Origin of the sequence: Halobacillus aidingensis, assembly GCF_900104185.1 — a bacterium.
Classification (GTDB): Bacteria; Bacillota; Bacilli; order Bacillales; family Halobacillaceae; genus Halobacillus; species Halobacillus aidingensis.
This window is the reverse complement of sequence record NZ_FNIZ01000026.1, coordinates 1-16,791: the sequence shown is the minus strand read 5'-3', so window position 1 is coordinate 16,791 and position 16,791 is coordinate 1. Positions and strand designations below refer to the sequence as shown.

Here is a 16,791-nt window from a genome sequence, read left to right as displayed (position 1 = left end):
ACCCATATAATGAGAATCATAGGGGGAGATTCGGTTGAAGAAGTTTATACCATTTTTCCTGCTGGCGATTCTGTTTTTGACAGCCTGCAGTGAAACATCCACAAATAATAAAGATTGGACAGAAGCTTCGTGGGAAGAGATCGAAGCAGCGGCAGAAGGAACAGAAGTCCGCCTGTACATGTGGGGTGGGGATGAAGGAATCAATGCCTACATTGATGACTATGTCGCACCACAGCTGGATGACCAATACGGAGTCTCGCTGAAACGCGTCCCCCTCGACACGCCGGAGATTTTACAGAAGCTCCAAACAGAAAAACAAGCGAATAAACAAGACGGCTCCATTGATGTGATATGGATCAATGGAGAGAATTTCAAAAACGCGAAAGAAAACGAATTGCTGATGGGTTCTTTTACAGAAGTTCTGCCTAATTTCAATGATTACTACAATACGGAAGATCCAGCTTTCCAAACGGATTTCGGGACAAAAGTGGAAGGAATGGAAGCACCCTGGGGCAAAGTCCAGTTCGTGTTTCATTATGATTCAGAAAAAATCACCAATCCTCCCGCTACATTCGAAGAATTACAAACGTGGGTGGCTGAAAACCCTGGTAAGTTTACCTATCCGACAGCTGAAGAATTTACAGGCAATGCGTTCTTAAGACACGTCTTATACGCTCAAGCAGAAAAGCCTTCGGATATTTATGAGCAATCCTTGGAGGAGAACAACATCACTCCAACTGCTGAACGTACGTGGTCCTATCTTAATGAAATGGAAAACGACCTATGGCGCTCAGGAGAACATTACCCAAACAGCCTGACAGAATTAGACCGGTTGTACAGCCAGGGGGAAGTATGGATGACGATGGGATATAACGAATCACGGGCCGAATCATTGATTGAAGAAGGCGTATTCCCTGAATCTACACGTTCGTTCGTCATGGAACCAGGATCCATCGGAAATACGCATTTTCTCTCTATTCCTTTCAACAGCCCGAATCAACCTGGTGCGTTGGCGGCCATCAACTTCATGCTTTCGCCAGAAGCCCAACTGGAAAAATATAAACCGGATGACTGGGGAGAGAATACGCCGATCAGCTTTGACCAATTACCTGAAGACATAAAAGAGGAATTTAAAGCTGTCGAACGTGGGGAAAGCGTGTTATCAACAGAAGAACTTGAAGAGAGCTTCCTGCCGGAGTCAGAAGCCGCCTATGTCGACTGGATGAAGGAACAGTGGTTCAATGAAGTTGTTCAAAAATAGAACCTTCCTTCTCTTTCTTCCTGCGGGCATTTTTTTGATCATCCCTTTCTATGGGTTCATCCACGCGGTCATCCAAAGCTTAGGTGGAGAAGGGCTAGCCCATTACGAAGAGATTTTAAACTCAGAACGGTTTCTTTCTTCAATGTGGTTTAGTATTCGAACAGCAGGAATAGCTACGATCGTTTCCATTATCCTTGGTCTTGGTTTCACAAAGTGGTTTCACCCATTGTTAACCAAAACCTCTCCCAGGCTGATGGTTTGGATCCCGATGCTTTTCCCACATTTCGTATGGGGGTACATGGTCATCCTCATACTCTCAGAAACAGGTTGGACGGCACAAGCCTTTATAGCTGCCGGCTGGCTTGAAGATACATCAAACTTTCCCGTCTGGACCCGGGATCCGCAAGGCATAGGGATCATCATCACGTATGTATGGAAAGAAATCCCCCTTGTTATACTGCTGCTTCTTCCTGTGTATGCATCCATCCACCCTGAGTATTACGCTCTTGTAGACAGCCTTGGGGGAAACGCGTGGCATCGATTTACTACGGTCGATCTCCCAAACCTCCTCCCTGTTCTCGTGGAGTCATTTTTGATCATCTTCTCCTTTACTCTGGCAGCCTATGAGGTTCCAGCTCTGATCGGCACCACTTTCCCGGAGATGATATCCGTGCTCGGGTATGAGTGGTTTTATGGAAGCTCTTGGGAAGACCGGCCATTGGCTTTTGCCGCCATGGTCCTGACTAGTTTATTCCTCCTGGTGCTTACCTTGATGAGCTACTATGGGTTAAGCAGGCCCAAATGGAGAGCGATGAGGAGCGATCGACCATGATTCGAAAAAAAGTGTTGTTTCTTATTTTGACCTTGCTTTTTTTCATCATTCCGCTAACCGTTTTGCTATTACAAAGCATAAGTGCTCCTTGGCGCTTCCATACGGGACAAGGCATAGACTGGGGATGGCAAGAGTACTCCACCCTCTTTCAGAATCCTCAATTGTGGGAAGCGACATTCATATCCATCGGGATTGGGTTTGCTGTACTGTTCATCAACGTCGCGATCGGTTTGTTTACAGGAAAAGCTCTAACCCCCTACGCTTATCGTGGAAAAGCCTGGCTGGAGGCTCTGCTTTTATCACCGATTTTGATTCCATCCTTAGCCATTGCGATGGGACTCCACCTGTTCATGATTCGAGTCGGCCTTGCAGACACTATTTGGGGCGTGATGCTCATCCATTTAGTACCAACCGTGCCCTACAGCATCAAGATCTTTCATAACAGCTATCAGCAAATCGGAAAAGCGATGATGGAGCAGCCTCACATTCTTGGAGCAGGATTTTGGACACAGGTCTTTACGGTAGAACTCCCTTTACTCAGACCTGCAATCCGGAGTGTCACCTTTTTAACGATTGTGATCAGTTTGAGCCAATATGCCATCACCGCCATTATCGGTGGCGGCCGGGTGCTGACATTGCCATTGGTCTTTTTTCCTTTTCTCAATAATGCCAACACGTCAATCATGGCTGCATTCTCGATCTGGTTCGCACTCATCCCAGTTTTCATGTACATCATCATTGAAGCTTTGATGATGTTTCTCCCCTACTCTCGATTGCCATGGAGGAATCATCGATGACACAGACGAAATTAGAAATGAAAAACATTACAAAAACCTTTAATCATGACAAGATTTTGAATGAACTGACCTTCCACCTTGAGAAAGGTGAAATCATGAGCATTGTCGGACCTTCAGGCAGTGGAAAAACGACCCTGCTCCGTATACTTGCAGGGCTTGAGAAGCCGACCGATGGCGAAATTATCATGAATGGAAGAGACATTACGAAACAGAAAGCGAACCGGCGCAGCATCAGCCTTGTCTTTCAGCAGCCTTTGCTTTTCCCGCATATGACCGTAAAAGAGAATATCGTTTACGGAGCAAAAGTTTCAAAAAATTATAAAGAAGAAAAGATTGAATCTTTACTGGAAGCGATCGGGATGGCACGTTTCCGTGACCATTATCCTTCTGAGATTTCCGGCGGACAGCAGCAGCGGACAGCCCTCGCCCGTGCGATGGCTACGGAACCTGAAGTAATTCTGTTTGACGAACCCTTCAGTAGTCTGGATCCATCTTTAAGACAGGATCTTAGATACTGGGTGCGTGACTTCCTTGCATCGAGAGAAACGACCGCGGTTTTCGTTACACACGATATGGAAGAAGCGATGATCATGGGAGACCAAATCGCTGTCTTTGAAGACGGGAACTTCCAACAGATTGGCACAGCTGAAACGTTACACAAGTCGCCTGCCAACATGAGAGTCGCTACCTTTTTAGGGGGCCATCTCATTTTGAATGATCACGAATTCGCCCCTTTACATGCCGTACGAGTAGGGACTCAAAAAACATCAAAAAATGAGGTTAGCTTCCACGCAACTGTCGAGCACATCACTTACCAGCATGGGCGGCCGGTGGCACATTTATATGTCAACAATCTTGAGAAGAAAATATCAATACCTATCGACGAAACGTTCCCCACACGGGAAGTCCAGGTAACCATTCCGGCTGGTTCCATCCAGACCTTCAGCGGAGAAATTCTATGAACAAGAAAAACATATTACGGACCGCTTTGTTCCTTGGCCTATTTATTGCTCTTGCTTGGTTAGTTCGCTCCCGGTTTGACGTAAGTGCGGATAACATCCGCTCCTATATTCTATCTTTCGGCGCCATAGGACCACTCATTTTCATGGGGCTGTATGCCATCGGCCCCATCGTTGTGTTTCCTACCTCCGTTCTCTCGCTCGCCGCGGCTTTCGCCTATGGGATCTGGCCCGGCATGCTATATATCGTCATCGGAGCTACAGGAGCCGGTGTCACCGGGTATATCATGGGGAGATTTTTCGGAGACTCTGTACTCAAATTCCACCAGTCGAAATGGGCAGGGAACATATACGAGCGGATGCAGGGACAAGGTTTCCTTTATGTGTTCATCCTGCGTCTTATTCCCCTTGTCGGATTCGATATATTAAGCTATCTAGCAGGAATGACGAGAGTAAAGTTTCTCTCTTTCGTCCTGGCTACGGTGATCGGGATGCTTCCCGGAACATTCGCTTACAGCCTGGTCGGAACAAGCCTTGCAAGCGGAGACCGTACACTGATTCTCATCGCCTTCAGTGTCTTCACCCTCCTCCTCGTCACCACCTACCTCTTCCGCAACAAAGTACGAACCTGGCTAAAACTATAAGCATTATTCAACTATTTGGCAGGATTGTGGAAGACTCGATTTCGAGACTTTTCGGGGTTCGTTTGCCGTGTTGAGCGTTAGGGGTGGCTGGGAAGCTACTCGCTTTCCTGTGGGGGAGTGGCAAGCTTCCTCGGACTTCGTCCTGCGGGATCTCGCCTATCTCCTTTCTCCCACGGGAGTCTTGCAGCTTCCCAACCACCCCATTCCATGAAGGTGAGAAACGAAACCCTTTACTGCGGGAGGGTGCCTTCCACTATCCTGGTGTTATAAGCATAAAGCGCTCTATAACAAGCTTTCCGATGCAGAATAGCGCCCTTGGGAGTTCCCTTCCCCTCCCATTGCCATGTGCATAAAAGCAGCTTATTCCGGAAGTGATATCGAGATACTTATATGGCAAAGGGGCGGAGGGGGATGGCGAGACTCCTACCTTAAGTGTGGAGGCGCCTCGGTCAGCGGCGTTTGGACTGGACTGAGCTGGCGGAGATAAAGGAAACACGAAGAACGCAGTGATTCGATGTTGACTTATCGTACAGAAGCGAGGGAAGTCTCACTAGCCGCTAGGCGCCGGAACCGGATATCTAAGAGGAAAAAAGTGCATGGTGAGACCCCACAGGACGCAGTCCTAGGAGGCTCACCGCGCTCCCGCGGAAAGCGAGCTATTCCCCGCAGCCCCCATCCACTCACCAAAAATCTTGAAACTGAGTCTTCAAGAATAGGGAGCTTTAGTAAAAAAAGAAAGAGTCTTTGACAGTGTCCGGAGGGGACGGTTCAAAGACTCTTTTTACTTGTATTTAGCCATGAATTCACGATCAATTTTATTTTTCAACTGCCACGCCTTCTTATTGTGCGAACTGACCGGTCCATATACAAGAAACCCTTTCTTCCCGCCTGTTGATAGAATATAAAGGGCATTCTTTTGTGGAACGAACGAGTCCAGTGGTAAACCGGAAAGGTAGCTTTTCAAGTTCTGCCAAAGGACCGGCCCCTGTCTTACGGCATACACACCACTTTTCGGAAGGCTCGGGTAATCAATCATTGTGACACAATCACCAGCACCAAAGATGTAATCATAGTCACGAAATTGCAAGGTCGATCGTACAAGTGCGAAGGAACGTTCATCTATGGCGAGTGACGACTTTTCAAAAATTGGATCACCAATGGCTCCCCCCAGCCATAATACACCCGTATGGCGAACTCGATTTCCGTTGTCCGTTTTGACGAATTCTTCAAAAACCTCTTCGACATGTTCGTTCTGCCAGACACGGACCCCTTTTTTCTCCAGTAACTTTTTCAATCTTGCTGAGACCCACTTCGGTCCATCAGCAAGTATTCGATCAGACGTGATTACACGAACTTGGCCGGGGATTTTGTGTTTATCCTTATAAGCTTGGATCGACATGGCAAGCTCTGTTCCAGCCGCACCACCCCCAACAATCAACGGTTTTGTCGTCTCTCTCAACGTTCTAATCTGATCTGTAAATTCGTAATTCGGCTTAATTGTTCGTGCAGCTGAGTCCTCAAACGATAAGGGTAAACTTTTAGAGCCAATATCGAAACTTACGACATCAAAGGGATAAACGGATCCATCTTCACACACGATCTTTTTTTGTTGCGGTTTTATAAAGGCTGCTTTCTTCGGAATCCAATGGACGTTGGCCGCATTCGCTAACTGACGAATATCAACACGAATATCCTCTTCAGAATAAAGACCTTCTGTGTATCCTGAAAACATTCCTGAATAGTACTGATAAGGCGAAGGTGTAATCATACAAACATCGACCTGCCTCCAACTTTCATTCCGCAATCGATTTAATATTTCCAAGTGAGCATGACCTGCGCCAACGAGCAATAACCTTTTTGACAAGAGAGCACCTCCTTACAGAAAACGTCCACATGGCAGGACCATGTGGACGCGTACTTTAAAGACTTGCTTGTAAAAACTCCTCTACTTCTTCTGGAGTTTTAGCATTCGCACTATGAAGATGGGCTTTTTTGTTGCCATCTTTAAAAATGAGGATGCTTGGAATCCCCATCACTTCATACTTTTCTGCGATCTCTGGAAGTTCATCGCGATTGACATTATACCAATCGTATCCATTATATTCCTCTAGGATGTCTCCGATAAACATATCCATGCGTCGGCAATCCGGGCACCAGTCCGCTTCGAATTTCACGATGACCGGACGGTCGCTTGCAATTGTTTCGTTGAACTTATCCGTTGTATGAATGGCTTCCATCAAACTCAATCTCCTTTATAAATAACTACTTCTTATCATACCCAAAATGTATGCATTTGTCTTTCGTCAGGCTTACTTGTATTCCACCCTACCCAATAGCCATGCAGCAAGCAGACCTCCAAGGAATGCAACGATACTGACAAGCATCATCACTCCCGTGCCAGGCACTCCAGGAAAAATAACGAATACAGAACCAATAACCAGACCAATAATGACCGCGAAGGTCCCAGACGTATAATTTTCAAGGAAAAACTTCACAATCTTACTCATCACAACGATACCACAGACGATTCCTGCACCTACAACGGCGATGATATCAATTCTGAAATCAGAAATTCCTGAAGTTACGGTCGTATATACTCCGATAATCAATAGAATAAATGAACCGCTGATTCCAGGTAGAATCATAGCACTGCTGGCAATCCATCCGGAGAAAAACAACAGAATATATCCGGCAAACGATAAGTTTTGCATTGGTTCAGACTCTGCTGTCTGGAAAAATGCCATGGAGGCAACTAAGACAGCTCCGATCAGTAGTAACAAAAAGTGTTTTGCTTTAAAATTATGTTTTACATCTGCTTTATGTGTTAAGTACGGCAACACTCCGATAATCAGGCCCAGGAAGAAAAACTGGGTCGGCCCCGGGTAGTGTTCAAATAACCACTCGATCAAGTTGGCCATCAAACCGATGGCGATAACCACTCCAATTCCAAGTGGCAATAAAAATTTCAGATGTGTTTTCCATTCTTTACTAAAAAAACCGTTAATGGCTTCAATCAGACGGTCGTAAATGCCGAGAACGACTGCAATCGTCCCTCCACTTACACCTGGAACGACATCACTCGCTCCCATCAGCATCCCACGATAAATATTTCTCCATTCCCACATATCTCTGGCTCCTTTTATATCTAACCCATTTCCTTTTTATTCTATCAGATTCCTCTAAGCTTTTATGATACATTTTCATGAAAAAAAACACAAAGAGTTCAAGCCTGGATCCATTCCTTTGTTATCGACACTTCTTAAATAAAAAGGCATCCAAGGAATCTACCACTCTTAAAATGTAATACGATATCTATCAATGAGGAGATTGATGGAAGAAGGAACTTCCGCTTCGTAACGCGAAAGTTCCTTCTAATTAGGCTGATGTTTTTTCTTCTTTATCCTTCCCTCGATCAAGCGCGATTTTATCTGCTCGAATTGCCTTGTACAAGGATACAACCATCAAAATCATGATGAAAGAGAATGGAAAAGCAGCGGATATGAGCGCGTTCTGCAGCGCCTGCAGTCCACCGGAATATAATAGTACAGCAGCCATGGACGACTGGACAATTCCCCATACGAATTTAACCATCGTAGGTGGTGTTAGGGAACCATTTGTCGTCTGCATCCCCAATACAAAGGTTGCAGAGTCTGCGGATGTAATAAAGAATGTCCCGATCAATACCATCGCGATAATCGACAGGATCAAACCTAGTGGGTAATTATCAAATGTTCCGAACATCACTTGTTCTGTAGCTAGATCGGAAAGCCCACCTTGATCTTGTTGGACTTTGATCGCAGAAGATCCGAAAGTTGAGAACCATAGAAAACCTACAGCAGACGGCACGAGTAGAACACCTGATAAAAATTCCCGGACCGTACGTCCTTTGGACACACGCGCGATAAAGATTCCTACAAATGGGGACCATGCGATCCACCATGCCCAGTAGAAAACCGTCCAGTTGTTGATCCATATACGGTTTTCTTCATTGTTCGGTGCAAGACGGAAACTCATGGTCGGCAAGTTTTGTAAGTAAGCACCGATCGTATCTGTAAACATGTTCATAATGAAGAGCGTTGGACCTACAATCAACGTGATGGTAAGCAAGGCTAAAGCTAGAACCATATTTGTATTACTTAAATAACGAATCCCCTTACTCAATCCCGTATAAGCGGAAATCATGAACAAAACGGTAACGACGGCAATGATGAGCAATTGAATACCGAATGAATCTTCAAGGGGGGTTAAGAACGTCAAACCGCCATTGATCTGTGCTGCACCAAATCCAAGGGTCGTCGCTACACCGACAATAGTCGCAAACACGGCGATGACATCGACGACTTTCCCCCACGGCCCATTCATTTTATCTCCGAATAAGGGCTCGAGTGTTGAACTAATTAAAGCTGGTGCACCTCGACGGAACTTGAAATAAGCGAGGACTAGAGCAACGATAGCATAGATTCCCCATGCATGAACTCCCCAGTGGAAGTACACGAATCGCATGGATTCATTCAGAGCGGCCGCTGTCCCCGTCTCTGCGGTCGGGGCATTATTGGCATAAAAGTAGATCGGTTCTGCTGCTCCCCAGAAGACGAGCCCGATTCCCATCCCGGCACTGAAAAGCATCGCGAACCATGTCGCGTAATTGTATTCAGGCTTGTCCGTAGGCTTTCCAAGTTTCATTTTTCCATAAGGACTGAAAATCATATAAAGACAGAAAATCACAAAACCAGTAACGATCAGTAAGTAATACCATCCAAAGTGAACAGAGATGTAAGATTGGATACTTCCTGTGATACTTTCAAGATTTTTGGGGGCAACCGAACCCCAAACGACTGCAAATAGTGCAATGGCTAATGTAACCCAAAAAACAGAAGTGACTTTTTTCATTGTTAACTCCTTTCCAAAACTTGTGCGTATTTTCGATACAAGGGGATGTTCATTCGAGGGGGTAGCGTTCGATGTATGTTTATCGAATACCCAAACCGAGAAAAAATAAACAATTCGTCGAATATTCCCTACATAAATATAGCCCAAAAGACGGATGTCTCCTGGGCTTTTATCATTTTATAAGTTTCTTAGAATGAACGTTCAATAGAGTAAAGCTTCCAGCCACGGGTGTTCAGGCTGGTGATGCATCAACGCCTGTTTCAACCACTCCTTCTGGTGATCATTCAAGAAAGGGAAGACGTGAAGAAAGTCCTCCTCGTCTTTCTCTGTTGTATAGGTTGATTTATAAAGAAGCACAATTTCAGGGTTCAAATACGAATGCCCATGTTCTGACTGCAGATGCATACGACTGATTTCGAATGTAATAGAGGGATCTCTTCTGAACTGCCAGCGATGCTTGTTTTTTTCATTGAGGAGAATTTCTAATCGATGGCCCTCTTGAGAAAAGGCATGGATTTCATGGTCAGGAAGTGTAAGTGTCTCTCCTTCCCAACGCTTGATATCCTTCTTTTTGACGACATGTAATTCCCACGATTTCAATGCTTCGTATAATTCGTGTTGGTCTTCACGGAAAATGGCGACTTCCACATCTTCGTGATGCCTCGTTTCTTCTCCGATATGAAGGTCAATGGCCCATCCTCCTGCAAACATCCATTCACTATCAAATTCACTTAACCATTGGCGGACTTCTGTACATTTTTCAAACATGCGAAACCTCCTCTTCAACATTTTGTCCGAGATTAAAATCTCATAACCACGATCCTGCGACAACTCTTTCTTTTGGAAAAGTTTTCTTATACGATGGAAAATAGATTAAAACATGGGGGAATGGATATGCTGAAAGGAAATCTTGTTGAACTCCGTCCTGTTTCAAAGGACGATTTGAAACATTTATTTAAGTGGTCGAATGATGAAGAAATAGCGAACCTTGCACATGGGAGCGACTCCGCCTATCAAAATAACAACCCGCAAGAAGATATAGAAGCTTTCTATGAAAAAAACCTCACCGCACAACCTCTTTGGGAAAATGGCCGTGTTTTTATTGTCTATACGATGAGTACAGGAGTGCCTATTGGAAAATGCAGCTATAGCAACCTCAATCCAGTGACAAGGACAGCAGAAATCGGTTTGAGCCTCGGGGAAAGAGAATATTGGGGACGTGGATATGGCAGCGACATCATTCAAACATTGTTGAAACACCTCTTTTACACATTGAACCTTGAACGAGTTCAACTGGACACATGGAGCGGCAACACACATGCGCTAAGACTCTATGAAAAAACAGGCTTCCAGACAGAAGGGCGACTCAGAAAAAATGAATATGTGGATGGCGCTTATTATGACACCATTCTCATGGGAATGCTTCGTTCCGAATTCAAGTTGTAAATGTTTTTCATAGGAAAATGTAGGGAATAACTAAATCGATCATTAAATTCATGTTCATCTACTATCCATGTTTCATGAAAGGAGTCCACGATGAAAGATCAACTTAAAAACCCTGTTTTTCTCATCTCCGCTACCGTCATCACTGTCCTAGTCATCGTAGGAGCGATCAACCCTGAAGGCTTCGGTACAGTCGCTGGTGCCTTATTTGAATTTACTACTGTTAATTTCGGCTGGTTTTATCTCATATCCGTCTTCGGCTTTGTCATATTCTTAGCTGCTCTCGGACTGAGTAAATACGGAAAAATCAAAATCGGGCCTCAAGATTCAAAACCTGAATTTCCTTTCTTTACGTGGATTGGAATGCTATTCTCCGCTGGATTCGGGGTAGGACTCGTATTCTGGGGAGTCGCAGAACCGATGAGCCACTTTTTTGAAACCCCCTTCTCAGATTTGGATGCCCAAACCGAGGATGCGGCGCGTGTGGCCATGGGCTATTCATTCTTCCACTGGGGGATTAACCAATGGTCCGTTTTCGCCATTGTCGGGCTGCTTATTGGCTTCTTGCAATTCAGGAAGGAAAAGAACGGGCTCGTATCTACAGCTCTTGAACCCGTGCTCGGGAAATCAAAGCCTGTGAAGTACACCATCGACTCATTAGCCGTCATCGCTACAGTGATGGGAATCGCGACTTCCCTTGGACTGGGAATCCTTCAAATGAACGGTGGATTAAACGCGGTATTCGGCATTCCGAATAGTACATCGATCCAGCTTATCATAACAGGCGTACTGCTCGTCTTATACTTAACATCATCCAGTACTGGATTAGAAAAAGGGATTAAATGGCTTAGTAACTTGAATCTGGCCCTTTGCTTAGTTTTACTTTTATTCGTCTTCTTCGCCGGTCCGACTGTCTTTATTTTAAATAGTTTCACCTTAGGAATCGGGGATTATATTTCGAACTTTGTGGGGTACAGTCTAAGGTTGACCCCTTATGAAGGAGGAAGTTGGCTCCGTGATTGGACGATTTTCTATTGGGCTTGGGTTATTGCATGGTCTCCATTTGTCGGGGCCTTCGTTGCCCGCGTTTCCCGCGGCCGAACGATTAGGGAGTTCATATTCGGTGTCCTTGTCGTTCCACCGCTGATTGCTTGTTTATGGATCGCCGTTTTCGGTGGAACCGCCTTGAACAGTGACTTGAACAATGGAACCAAGATTGCTGAAGCCGTCAACAATGATGTGACGGTCGCCCTCTTTAAAGCCTATGAATACCTGCCTCTTACAGGGGTTTTATCCTTCTTATCGATTTTATTGATTGCGACGTTCTTAATCACATCTGCTGACTCAGCCACATACATTTTGGCAAGTATGACAACCAATGGCAGCCTAACCCCTGCCCTTGCCATTAAAGTGATTTGGGGTATCCTGATGGCAGCCATCGCGGGTGTGCTACTGGTCGCCGGTGGCCTGGATGCCTTGCAGACGGCTTCCCTCGTTTCTGCTCTTCCGTTTACAGTGATCATCATTCTCTTCGTTTATGCCTTTACGAAGATGATACGAAAAGAACCACTGCCCGAACGACACAAAAGAAAGAAAGAATAATTGAGAACGAAAAAGGTGTCCTTTTCCAATCACGGAAGGACACCTTTTCTTTTTCATCCCAATTTTTAGATTTCTGGATTCTCTATACTCCAATAACCTCCATCACCTGGGTCGTGGACGGTCTTCATCTCTCCCATTCCCCATGAACCTGCGAGGGTTAGAAAAAGAACAAGAAATAATCCGGCTAACCTTTTCATAAAAGAAAACCTCCATTTATTTTTATATTCTTTCTAAATATGCTAGTGGAAGTTGGGCAAAGAAGTAATCCCCTTGTTCATGGATGAAACGATGATAGGAATGCTTGAGCATCTCCCTGTTTCCTTTTGCCAGACCCAAGTAACTTTCTTGAAAGGGCGTGAGTGATGGCAGGGAATGCAGGATTTCCTGAGTCTTTTTATAATCTCCTCGTGCTAAAGCAAGGTGAGCTTGCTCTACTGGATCTGTGGTAGATATCCCTTCTGTTTCCTGATGAAAAGCAGATATGAAAGGAAGCGAGCGATTTTTCACTGTTTGCAAAAAACGTAAATGCCCATGTTTTTCAGCAATTTCCATAGACTTTAATAACGATTCCATAGAAGAATCATAGCCATTAAAAAGCTGGCATAACGCCAAATCATGATGCATGCGGCTCTTCCTTCTTGGAGATACTTCTGTGTTGATCATTTTATATGCATAACGGCTAGCAAGAATGGAGTTATTGGTCTTCCAATAATGATAAAAAAGCAGCTCTTGATAACGTTGATTCAAATAATAATACATCAAAGGCTCGTCTACTTGCTGAAGCGCCTGATCGCACTCGTCCAAATACTTGTCCAAGGCTGTAAATACTTTCAAATCTTGATAAGAATAAACGAGGGTGAACAAATGAAGACATCGTAACGATGGATGCGTAAAATGGAGATCTTTTAATTCATCCAGATAATTTTTCTTTTTATCTCTACCCATCTGAGACAGGATCACCTGATACAAGTGCCCCGCCTCTTTATTTATGTAAGGGGAAGCAGTAATGACAGACAACTCTTCAAAAAAATCATTCATATAAAAAAATTCCATACAGACAATTTGTTCATCGATCGATGTGGGGAACTGGGAGAGGATGTGGTCTTTCGTCTGTAAGACAGCATCTTTTCGAGGGTACTTCCTTAAGTAACCCAGGTATACATCATATAAAGAGGAAGTGCGACTCATTTGAAGCTTTCGCAATGGGCTCGGTTCAATTAGTTGATAATCTGTCAAAACACTCGCCCTCCTTATCTATCTTTCTTCTATTTTATTGAATTTTCGAAAATATGTCTATACAAAACTTAAAGATATTGAAATATTTTTGGATTATATTTCCTTTTATCCACCTCTTCATATTCCATATCCGCTCCCTATTCTTGAAGACTCAGTTTCGAGACTTTTGTTGAGTGTATGGGGGCTGCGGGGAATAGCTCGCTTTCCGCGGGAGCGCGGTGAGCCTCCTCAAGCTTCACTTTGCGGGGTCTCACCAAGCACTTTTTCCCCGTAGGAGTCTCGCCATTCCCCTTCGCCCCTTGCTATAAGAGATTCTCGAAACCCCCTACCAGTAATAGGAGTTTTATAGTTAAGAATCGTATATCTACGCGGTTTAGACAGGACTTCACATTACAATTAGGCAGGATAATGTAAGTGGGATTTCGAAAACCTCATATGGCAAAGGGGCGGAGGGAAACGGTGAGACTCCTATGGGGTGTGCGGGACAGCTGAGACCCCGGAAGGCGTAGCCTGAGGAGGCTCAGCGCCCGCCCCATGGAAAGCGAACCTTTTCCCGGAGCCCCTAGAAACCCCACCAAAGTCTCGAAATCAATTCTTCCACAATCCTGCCATATTGTTTAATAAGTGGGTATAGAAAAAAGACACTACTAGAATGTAGTGTCAGAAAATGTTTGAGGTGAGGTACCATACGTTCCATAAAAGCAGGCTGTAGACAATGAGACGCTCGCTGTTGGATCCTGTTCGGAAGGTAAAGATGAACTGTAAGTATTTCTTGGAAAAAGGATAAGCCAATGGGATGCCTTTTTTCGTTATGTAATCCCCGAACAAATGGGAAACCACTCCTATGATCAATCCTCCGATATACATACGGGGGATTGCGAAAGCTTGTTCAAGGATAATGCCGTACCCGATGAGTAAACCGACAAACAACACGGAGTGGGTCATTTTTCTATGTCCACGAATCATAATGAGGATGGGTAAAAGCAGCATGACGAATATTTTAAGTTGTTCTCGATATGTTTCCAAATATTCTGGAACAAACAAGTAACATAGAAATGCGACGGTAAAGACCGTCATAAGTCCTCGCCAAAACTTGTGGCCGAGGGTAGATGTCGGTGTGTCGATATCCGGCAAAAGCGAGCCGAAAAGGACGAACACAAAAAATAAAACCGTTTGGAGAGGCTGTTCAGGCATCCACTCGAACGTAGGGAGTAATGTCATTGCCCCCACTCCGAAAGTGAAGCCCACAACCTGGTGTCCTGATGCCATCATGATGTGTAGCGATCCCCTCTTTTCTTATGTACATTTCACTATGGAGAGCCCCATACCCGGGTCGTTCTCCTATAAAAATAAACCCACAAAACTGTGGGCATCTATTCAACAGTCTTTTTCGGGAAGTCCAAGCATCTGAAACTTCGGTCCTTCCATTGTCTGCTTACCTTCAATTGTCAAAGTTTCCGTCATATGGGCAATTCTACTGTCTATGGCCACGGGAATAGAATTGATGTGATGAAGTTCATCATCCCCTTCCGGTTCACCAATCGTCATACCGATATCTGGTTCCCCACACCCGTAACCAGCAAAAAACAAGCGCAGGCATACTGCATCTTCATCTTCTAAGATTTGATTCAACAAATCTCTCGCTTGGTCGGTGATCTTCATCGACTTCACCCCTTCGACTATAAAATACCATAATTACCAGCACGCCTGGTAGTGATACGAATCGCATCTCATACGCTTTAGCTATTCTTCCCTTCAGCTAAATAGAGATAGGGGGAGGTGACTAACCTCCATCCCTCTCACACCACCGTACGTACGGTTCCGTATACGGCGGTTCCAATCATGTCTGACGAATAAATTTGTATCTTAAGACAATACTCTTCAGCCCTAGGCGCCACCAATAGGTGGTGCCTAGGGTTTTGTGTAAGACGGGACTTCTCGCAATTCGCCAGTAAGCCTTCCGTGAGTTTCCCCATTCGTGGGCTTTCTGCGGAGAGATTCCCAGTTTGATCAGTTTCCTGATTTTCGTTTTGGGAAGTCTCCATTCTTTCCAGCGAATCATTCGAAGTCTTCGATGAAGCCATGATTCCAACTCTTTCAATACACTTAGTGTGTCAATTAGGCTATAATAATTCATCCATCCTTGTAGGAATAGATTAAGCTTCCTCACTCGATTCTCCATCGATATTCGTTCTTTTCGTGAAGTAAGACTTCGGACTCGGTTCTTAAACCGTTCGATGGAACGCTTAGCTAATCGAATCTTAGGGATTCGATTAGGAGTGAAGCTGAACCCCAGAAGTTTTCTCTTCCAAGGTCGGTCCACGGCACTCTTCTCGCGGTTTACCTTCAGTCGTAACTTCTTCTCGATGAAAGATGTGATGGACGCCATCACCCTTTCCCCTGCACGCTTAGACTTCGCGTAAATATGAAAGTCATCCGCATACCGAACGAACTTGTGACCACGCTTTTCCAGTTCTTTATCCAGCTCGTCTAATACGATGTTGGAAAGCAACGGACTGAGGGGGCCTCCTTGAGGAGTCCCTTCCGTATTTGGGCTTACAAGACCCTGTTCCATAATACCTGCTTGAAGGTATTGTCGGATAAGGTAGAGAACGTTCTTATCCTGGATACGGTTGGATAGGGTTGCCATAAGTCGGTCATGGTTGACTTTATCGAAGAACTTCTCCAAGTCCATGTCCACGACCCAGCGGTATCCTTCTTGGATGTACTCTTTTGCCTGACGGACAGCTTGGTGGGCATCTCGATTTGGACGGAACCCGTAGCTGTATTCCGAAAAGGTCGGGTCATACATCTCGGATAGTTGTTGGGCGATTGCCTGTTGAATAAATCGGTCTGTCACCGTGGGGATGCCCAGCTTCCTCTTTCCGCCGTCTGGTTTCGGGATTTCGACTCGACGTACCGGTTGAGGTTGGTAGGTTCCCGACCGCAGGCTTTCCACTAATGATGTCCACTCTTCTTTTAAATGCGTACGTAGGGATTTTACGGGCATTTGATCGACACCGTGGCTTCCTTTATTCTTTTCTACACGCTTGAGCGCTTGAAGTAAATTCGGTCGTGACAGTACACGATTTATCATAAGATACATTCCTCCGTGAATGACGTTTCC

17 protein-coding genes are annotated in these 16,791 nt (G+C 45.0%); 7 read left to right on the top strand and 10 right to left on the bottom strand.

Going from position 1 to position 16,791, the window contains the following annotated elements; all coding sequences use genetic code 11:
- The first annotated feature begins 34 nt into the window (after positions 1–34).
- The 5 genes from BLS23_RS18605 to BLS23_RS18585 are packed head-to-tail and all read left to right on the top strand — an operon-like array spanning position 35 to position 4,493.
- The gene (locus tag BLS23_RS18605) at positions 35–1,261 is read left to right on the top strand and encodes an ABC transporter substrate-binding protein (RefSeq protein ID WP_244157278.1); all 1,227 of its coding nucleotides are present in this window, start codon (positions 35–37) and stop codon (positions 1,259–1,261) included.
- Positions 1,242–2,093: an ABC transporter permease subunit gene (locus BLS23_RS18600; protein ID WP_089654531.1), complete on the top strand. Its 852-nt coding sequence runs from the start codon at positions 1,242–1,244 to the stop codon at positions 2,091–2,093. Before BLS23_RS18605 ends, BLS23_RS18600 begins: the two co-directional genes overlap by 20 nt.
- On the top strand, positions 2,090–2,890 hold the full coding sequence (locus tag BLS23_RS18595) for an ABC transporter permease (protein WP_089654530.1): 801 nt from the start codon (positions 2,090–2,092) through the stop codon (positions 2,888–2,890). Before BLS23_RS18600 ends, BLS23_RS18595 begins: the two co-directional genes overlap by 4 nt.
- Entirely contained in the window at positions 2,887–3,852 is a 966-nt protein-coding gene (locus BLS23_RS18590; RefSeq protein WP_089654529.1) for an ABC transporter ATP-binding protein, read from the top strand. Before BLS23_RS18595 ends, BLS23_RS18590 begins: the two co-directional genes overlap by 4 nt.
- Positions 3,849–4,493: a TVP38/TMEM64 family protein gene (locus BLS23_RS18585; protein WP_089654528.1), complete on the top strand. Its 645-nt coding sequence runs from the start codon at positions 3,849–3,851 to the stop codon at positions 4,491–4,493. Before BLS23_RS18590 ends, BLS23_RS18585 begins: the two co-directional genes overlap by 4 nt.
- A 781-nt stretch (positions 4,494–5,274) precedes the next feature.
- Here BLS23_RS18585 and BLS23_RS18580 read toward each other — a convergent pair.
- The 5 genes from BLS23_RS18580 to BLS23_RS18560 form a co-directional block, all read right to left on the bottom strand.
- Entirely contained in the window at positions 5,275–6,357 is a 1,083-nt protein-coding gene (locus BLS23_RS18580) for an FAD-dependent oxidoreductase (protein ID WP_089654527.1), read from the bottom strand.
- A gap of 55 nt (positions 6,358–6,412) precedes the next feature.
- Positions 6,413–6,730: a thioredoxin family protein gene (locus tag BLS23_RS18575; protein ID WP_089654526.1), complete on the bottom strand. Its 318-nt coding sequence runs from the start codon at positions 6,728–6,730 to the stop codon at positions 6,413–6,415.
- A 72-nt stretch (positions 6,731–6,802) separates the two neighbouring features.
- Entirely contained in the window at positions 6,803–7,618 is an 816-nt protein-coding gene (locus BLS23_RS18570) for a DUF368 domain-containing protein (protein WP_089654525.1), read from the bottom strand.
- 250 nt (positions 7,619–7,868) lie between these two features.
- Positions 7,869–9,383 (bottom strand): glycine betaine uptake BCCT transporter, encoded by a 1,515-nt coding sequence (locus BLS23_RS18565; protein ID WP_089654524.1) that lies wholly within the window; start codon positions 9,381–9,383, stop codon positions 7,869–7,871.
- 201 nt (positions 9,384–9,584) lie between these two features.
- Complete coding sequence (locus tag BLS23_RS18560) at positions 9,585–10,151, bottom strand: nucleotidyltransferase domain-containing protein (protein WP_089654523.1); 567 nt, start codon at positions 10,149–10,151, stop codon at positions 9,585–9,587.
- Between the two features lie 126 nt (positions 10,152–10,277).
- Here BLS23_RS18560 and BLS23_RS18555 point away from each other — a divergent pair, with 126 nt between their 5' ends.
- Positions 10,278–10,829: a GNAT family N-acetyltransferase gene (locus tag BLS23_RS18555; protein WP_089654522.1), complete on the top strand. Its 552-nt coding sequence runs from the start codon at positions 10,278–10,280 to the stop codon at positions 10,827–10,829.
- 90 nt (positions 10,830–10,919) lie between these two features.
- Positions 10,920–12,428, top strand: a complete 1,509-nt coding sequence (locus BLS23_RS18550) for a BCCT family transporter (RefSeq protein ID WP_089654521.1) — start codon at positions 10,920–10,922, stop codon at positions 12,426–12,428.
- A gap of 65 nt (positions 12,429–12,493) precedes the next feature.
- Here the strand turns inward: BLS23_RS18550 and BLS23_RS22160 are convergent, their stop codons facing one another.
- The 5 genes from BLS23_RS22160 to ltrA form a co-directional block, all read right to left on the bottom strand.
- Complete coding sequence (locus tag BLS23_RS22160; protein WP_258871675.1) at positions 12,494–12,625, bottom strand: hypothetical protein; 132 nt, start codon at positions 12,623–12,625, stop codon at positions 12,494–12,496.
- A 22-nt stretch (positions 12,626–12,647) separates the two neighbouring features.
- Entirely contained in the window at positions 12,648–13,664 is a 1,017-nt protein-coding gene (locus tag BLS23_RS18545; protein WP_089654520.1) for an AimR family lysis-lysogeny pheromone receptor, read from the bottom strand.
- A gap of 660 nt (positions 13,665–14,324) precedes the next feature.
- Positions 14,325–14,936: a metal-dependent hydrolase gene (locus tag BLS23_RS18540; RefSeq protein WP_089654519.1), complete on the bottom strand. Its 612-nt coding sequence runs from the start codon at positions 14,934–14,936 to the stop codon at positions 14,325–14,327.
- A 105-nt stretch (positions 14,937–15,041) separates the two neighbouring features.
- Positions 15,042–15,326 (bottom strand): iron-sulfur cluster assembly accessory protein, encoded by a 285-nt coding sequence (locus BLS23_RS18535; RefSeq protein WP_089654518.1) that lies wholly within the window; start codon positions 15,324–15,326, stop codon positions 15,042–15,044.
- Positions 15,327–15,504: 178 nt separating this feature from the next.
- Complete coding sequence (ltrA, locus tag BLS23_RS18530; RefSeq protein ID WP_089651672.1) at positions 15,505–16,761, bottom strand: group II intron reverse transcriptase/maturase; 1,257 nt, start codon at positions 16,759–16,761, stop codon at positions 15,505–15,507.
- Between the last annotated feature and the right edge of the window lie 30 nt (positions 16,762–16,791).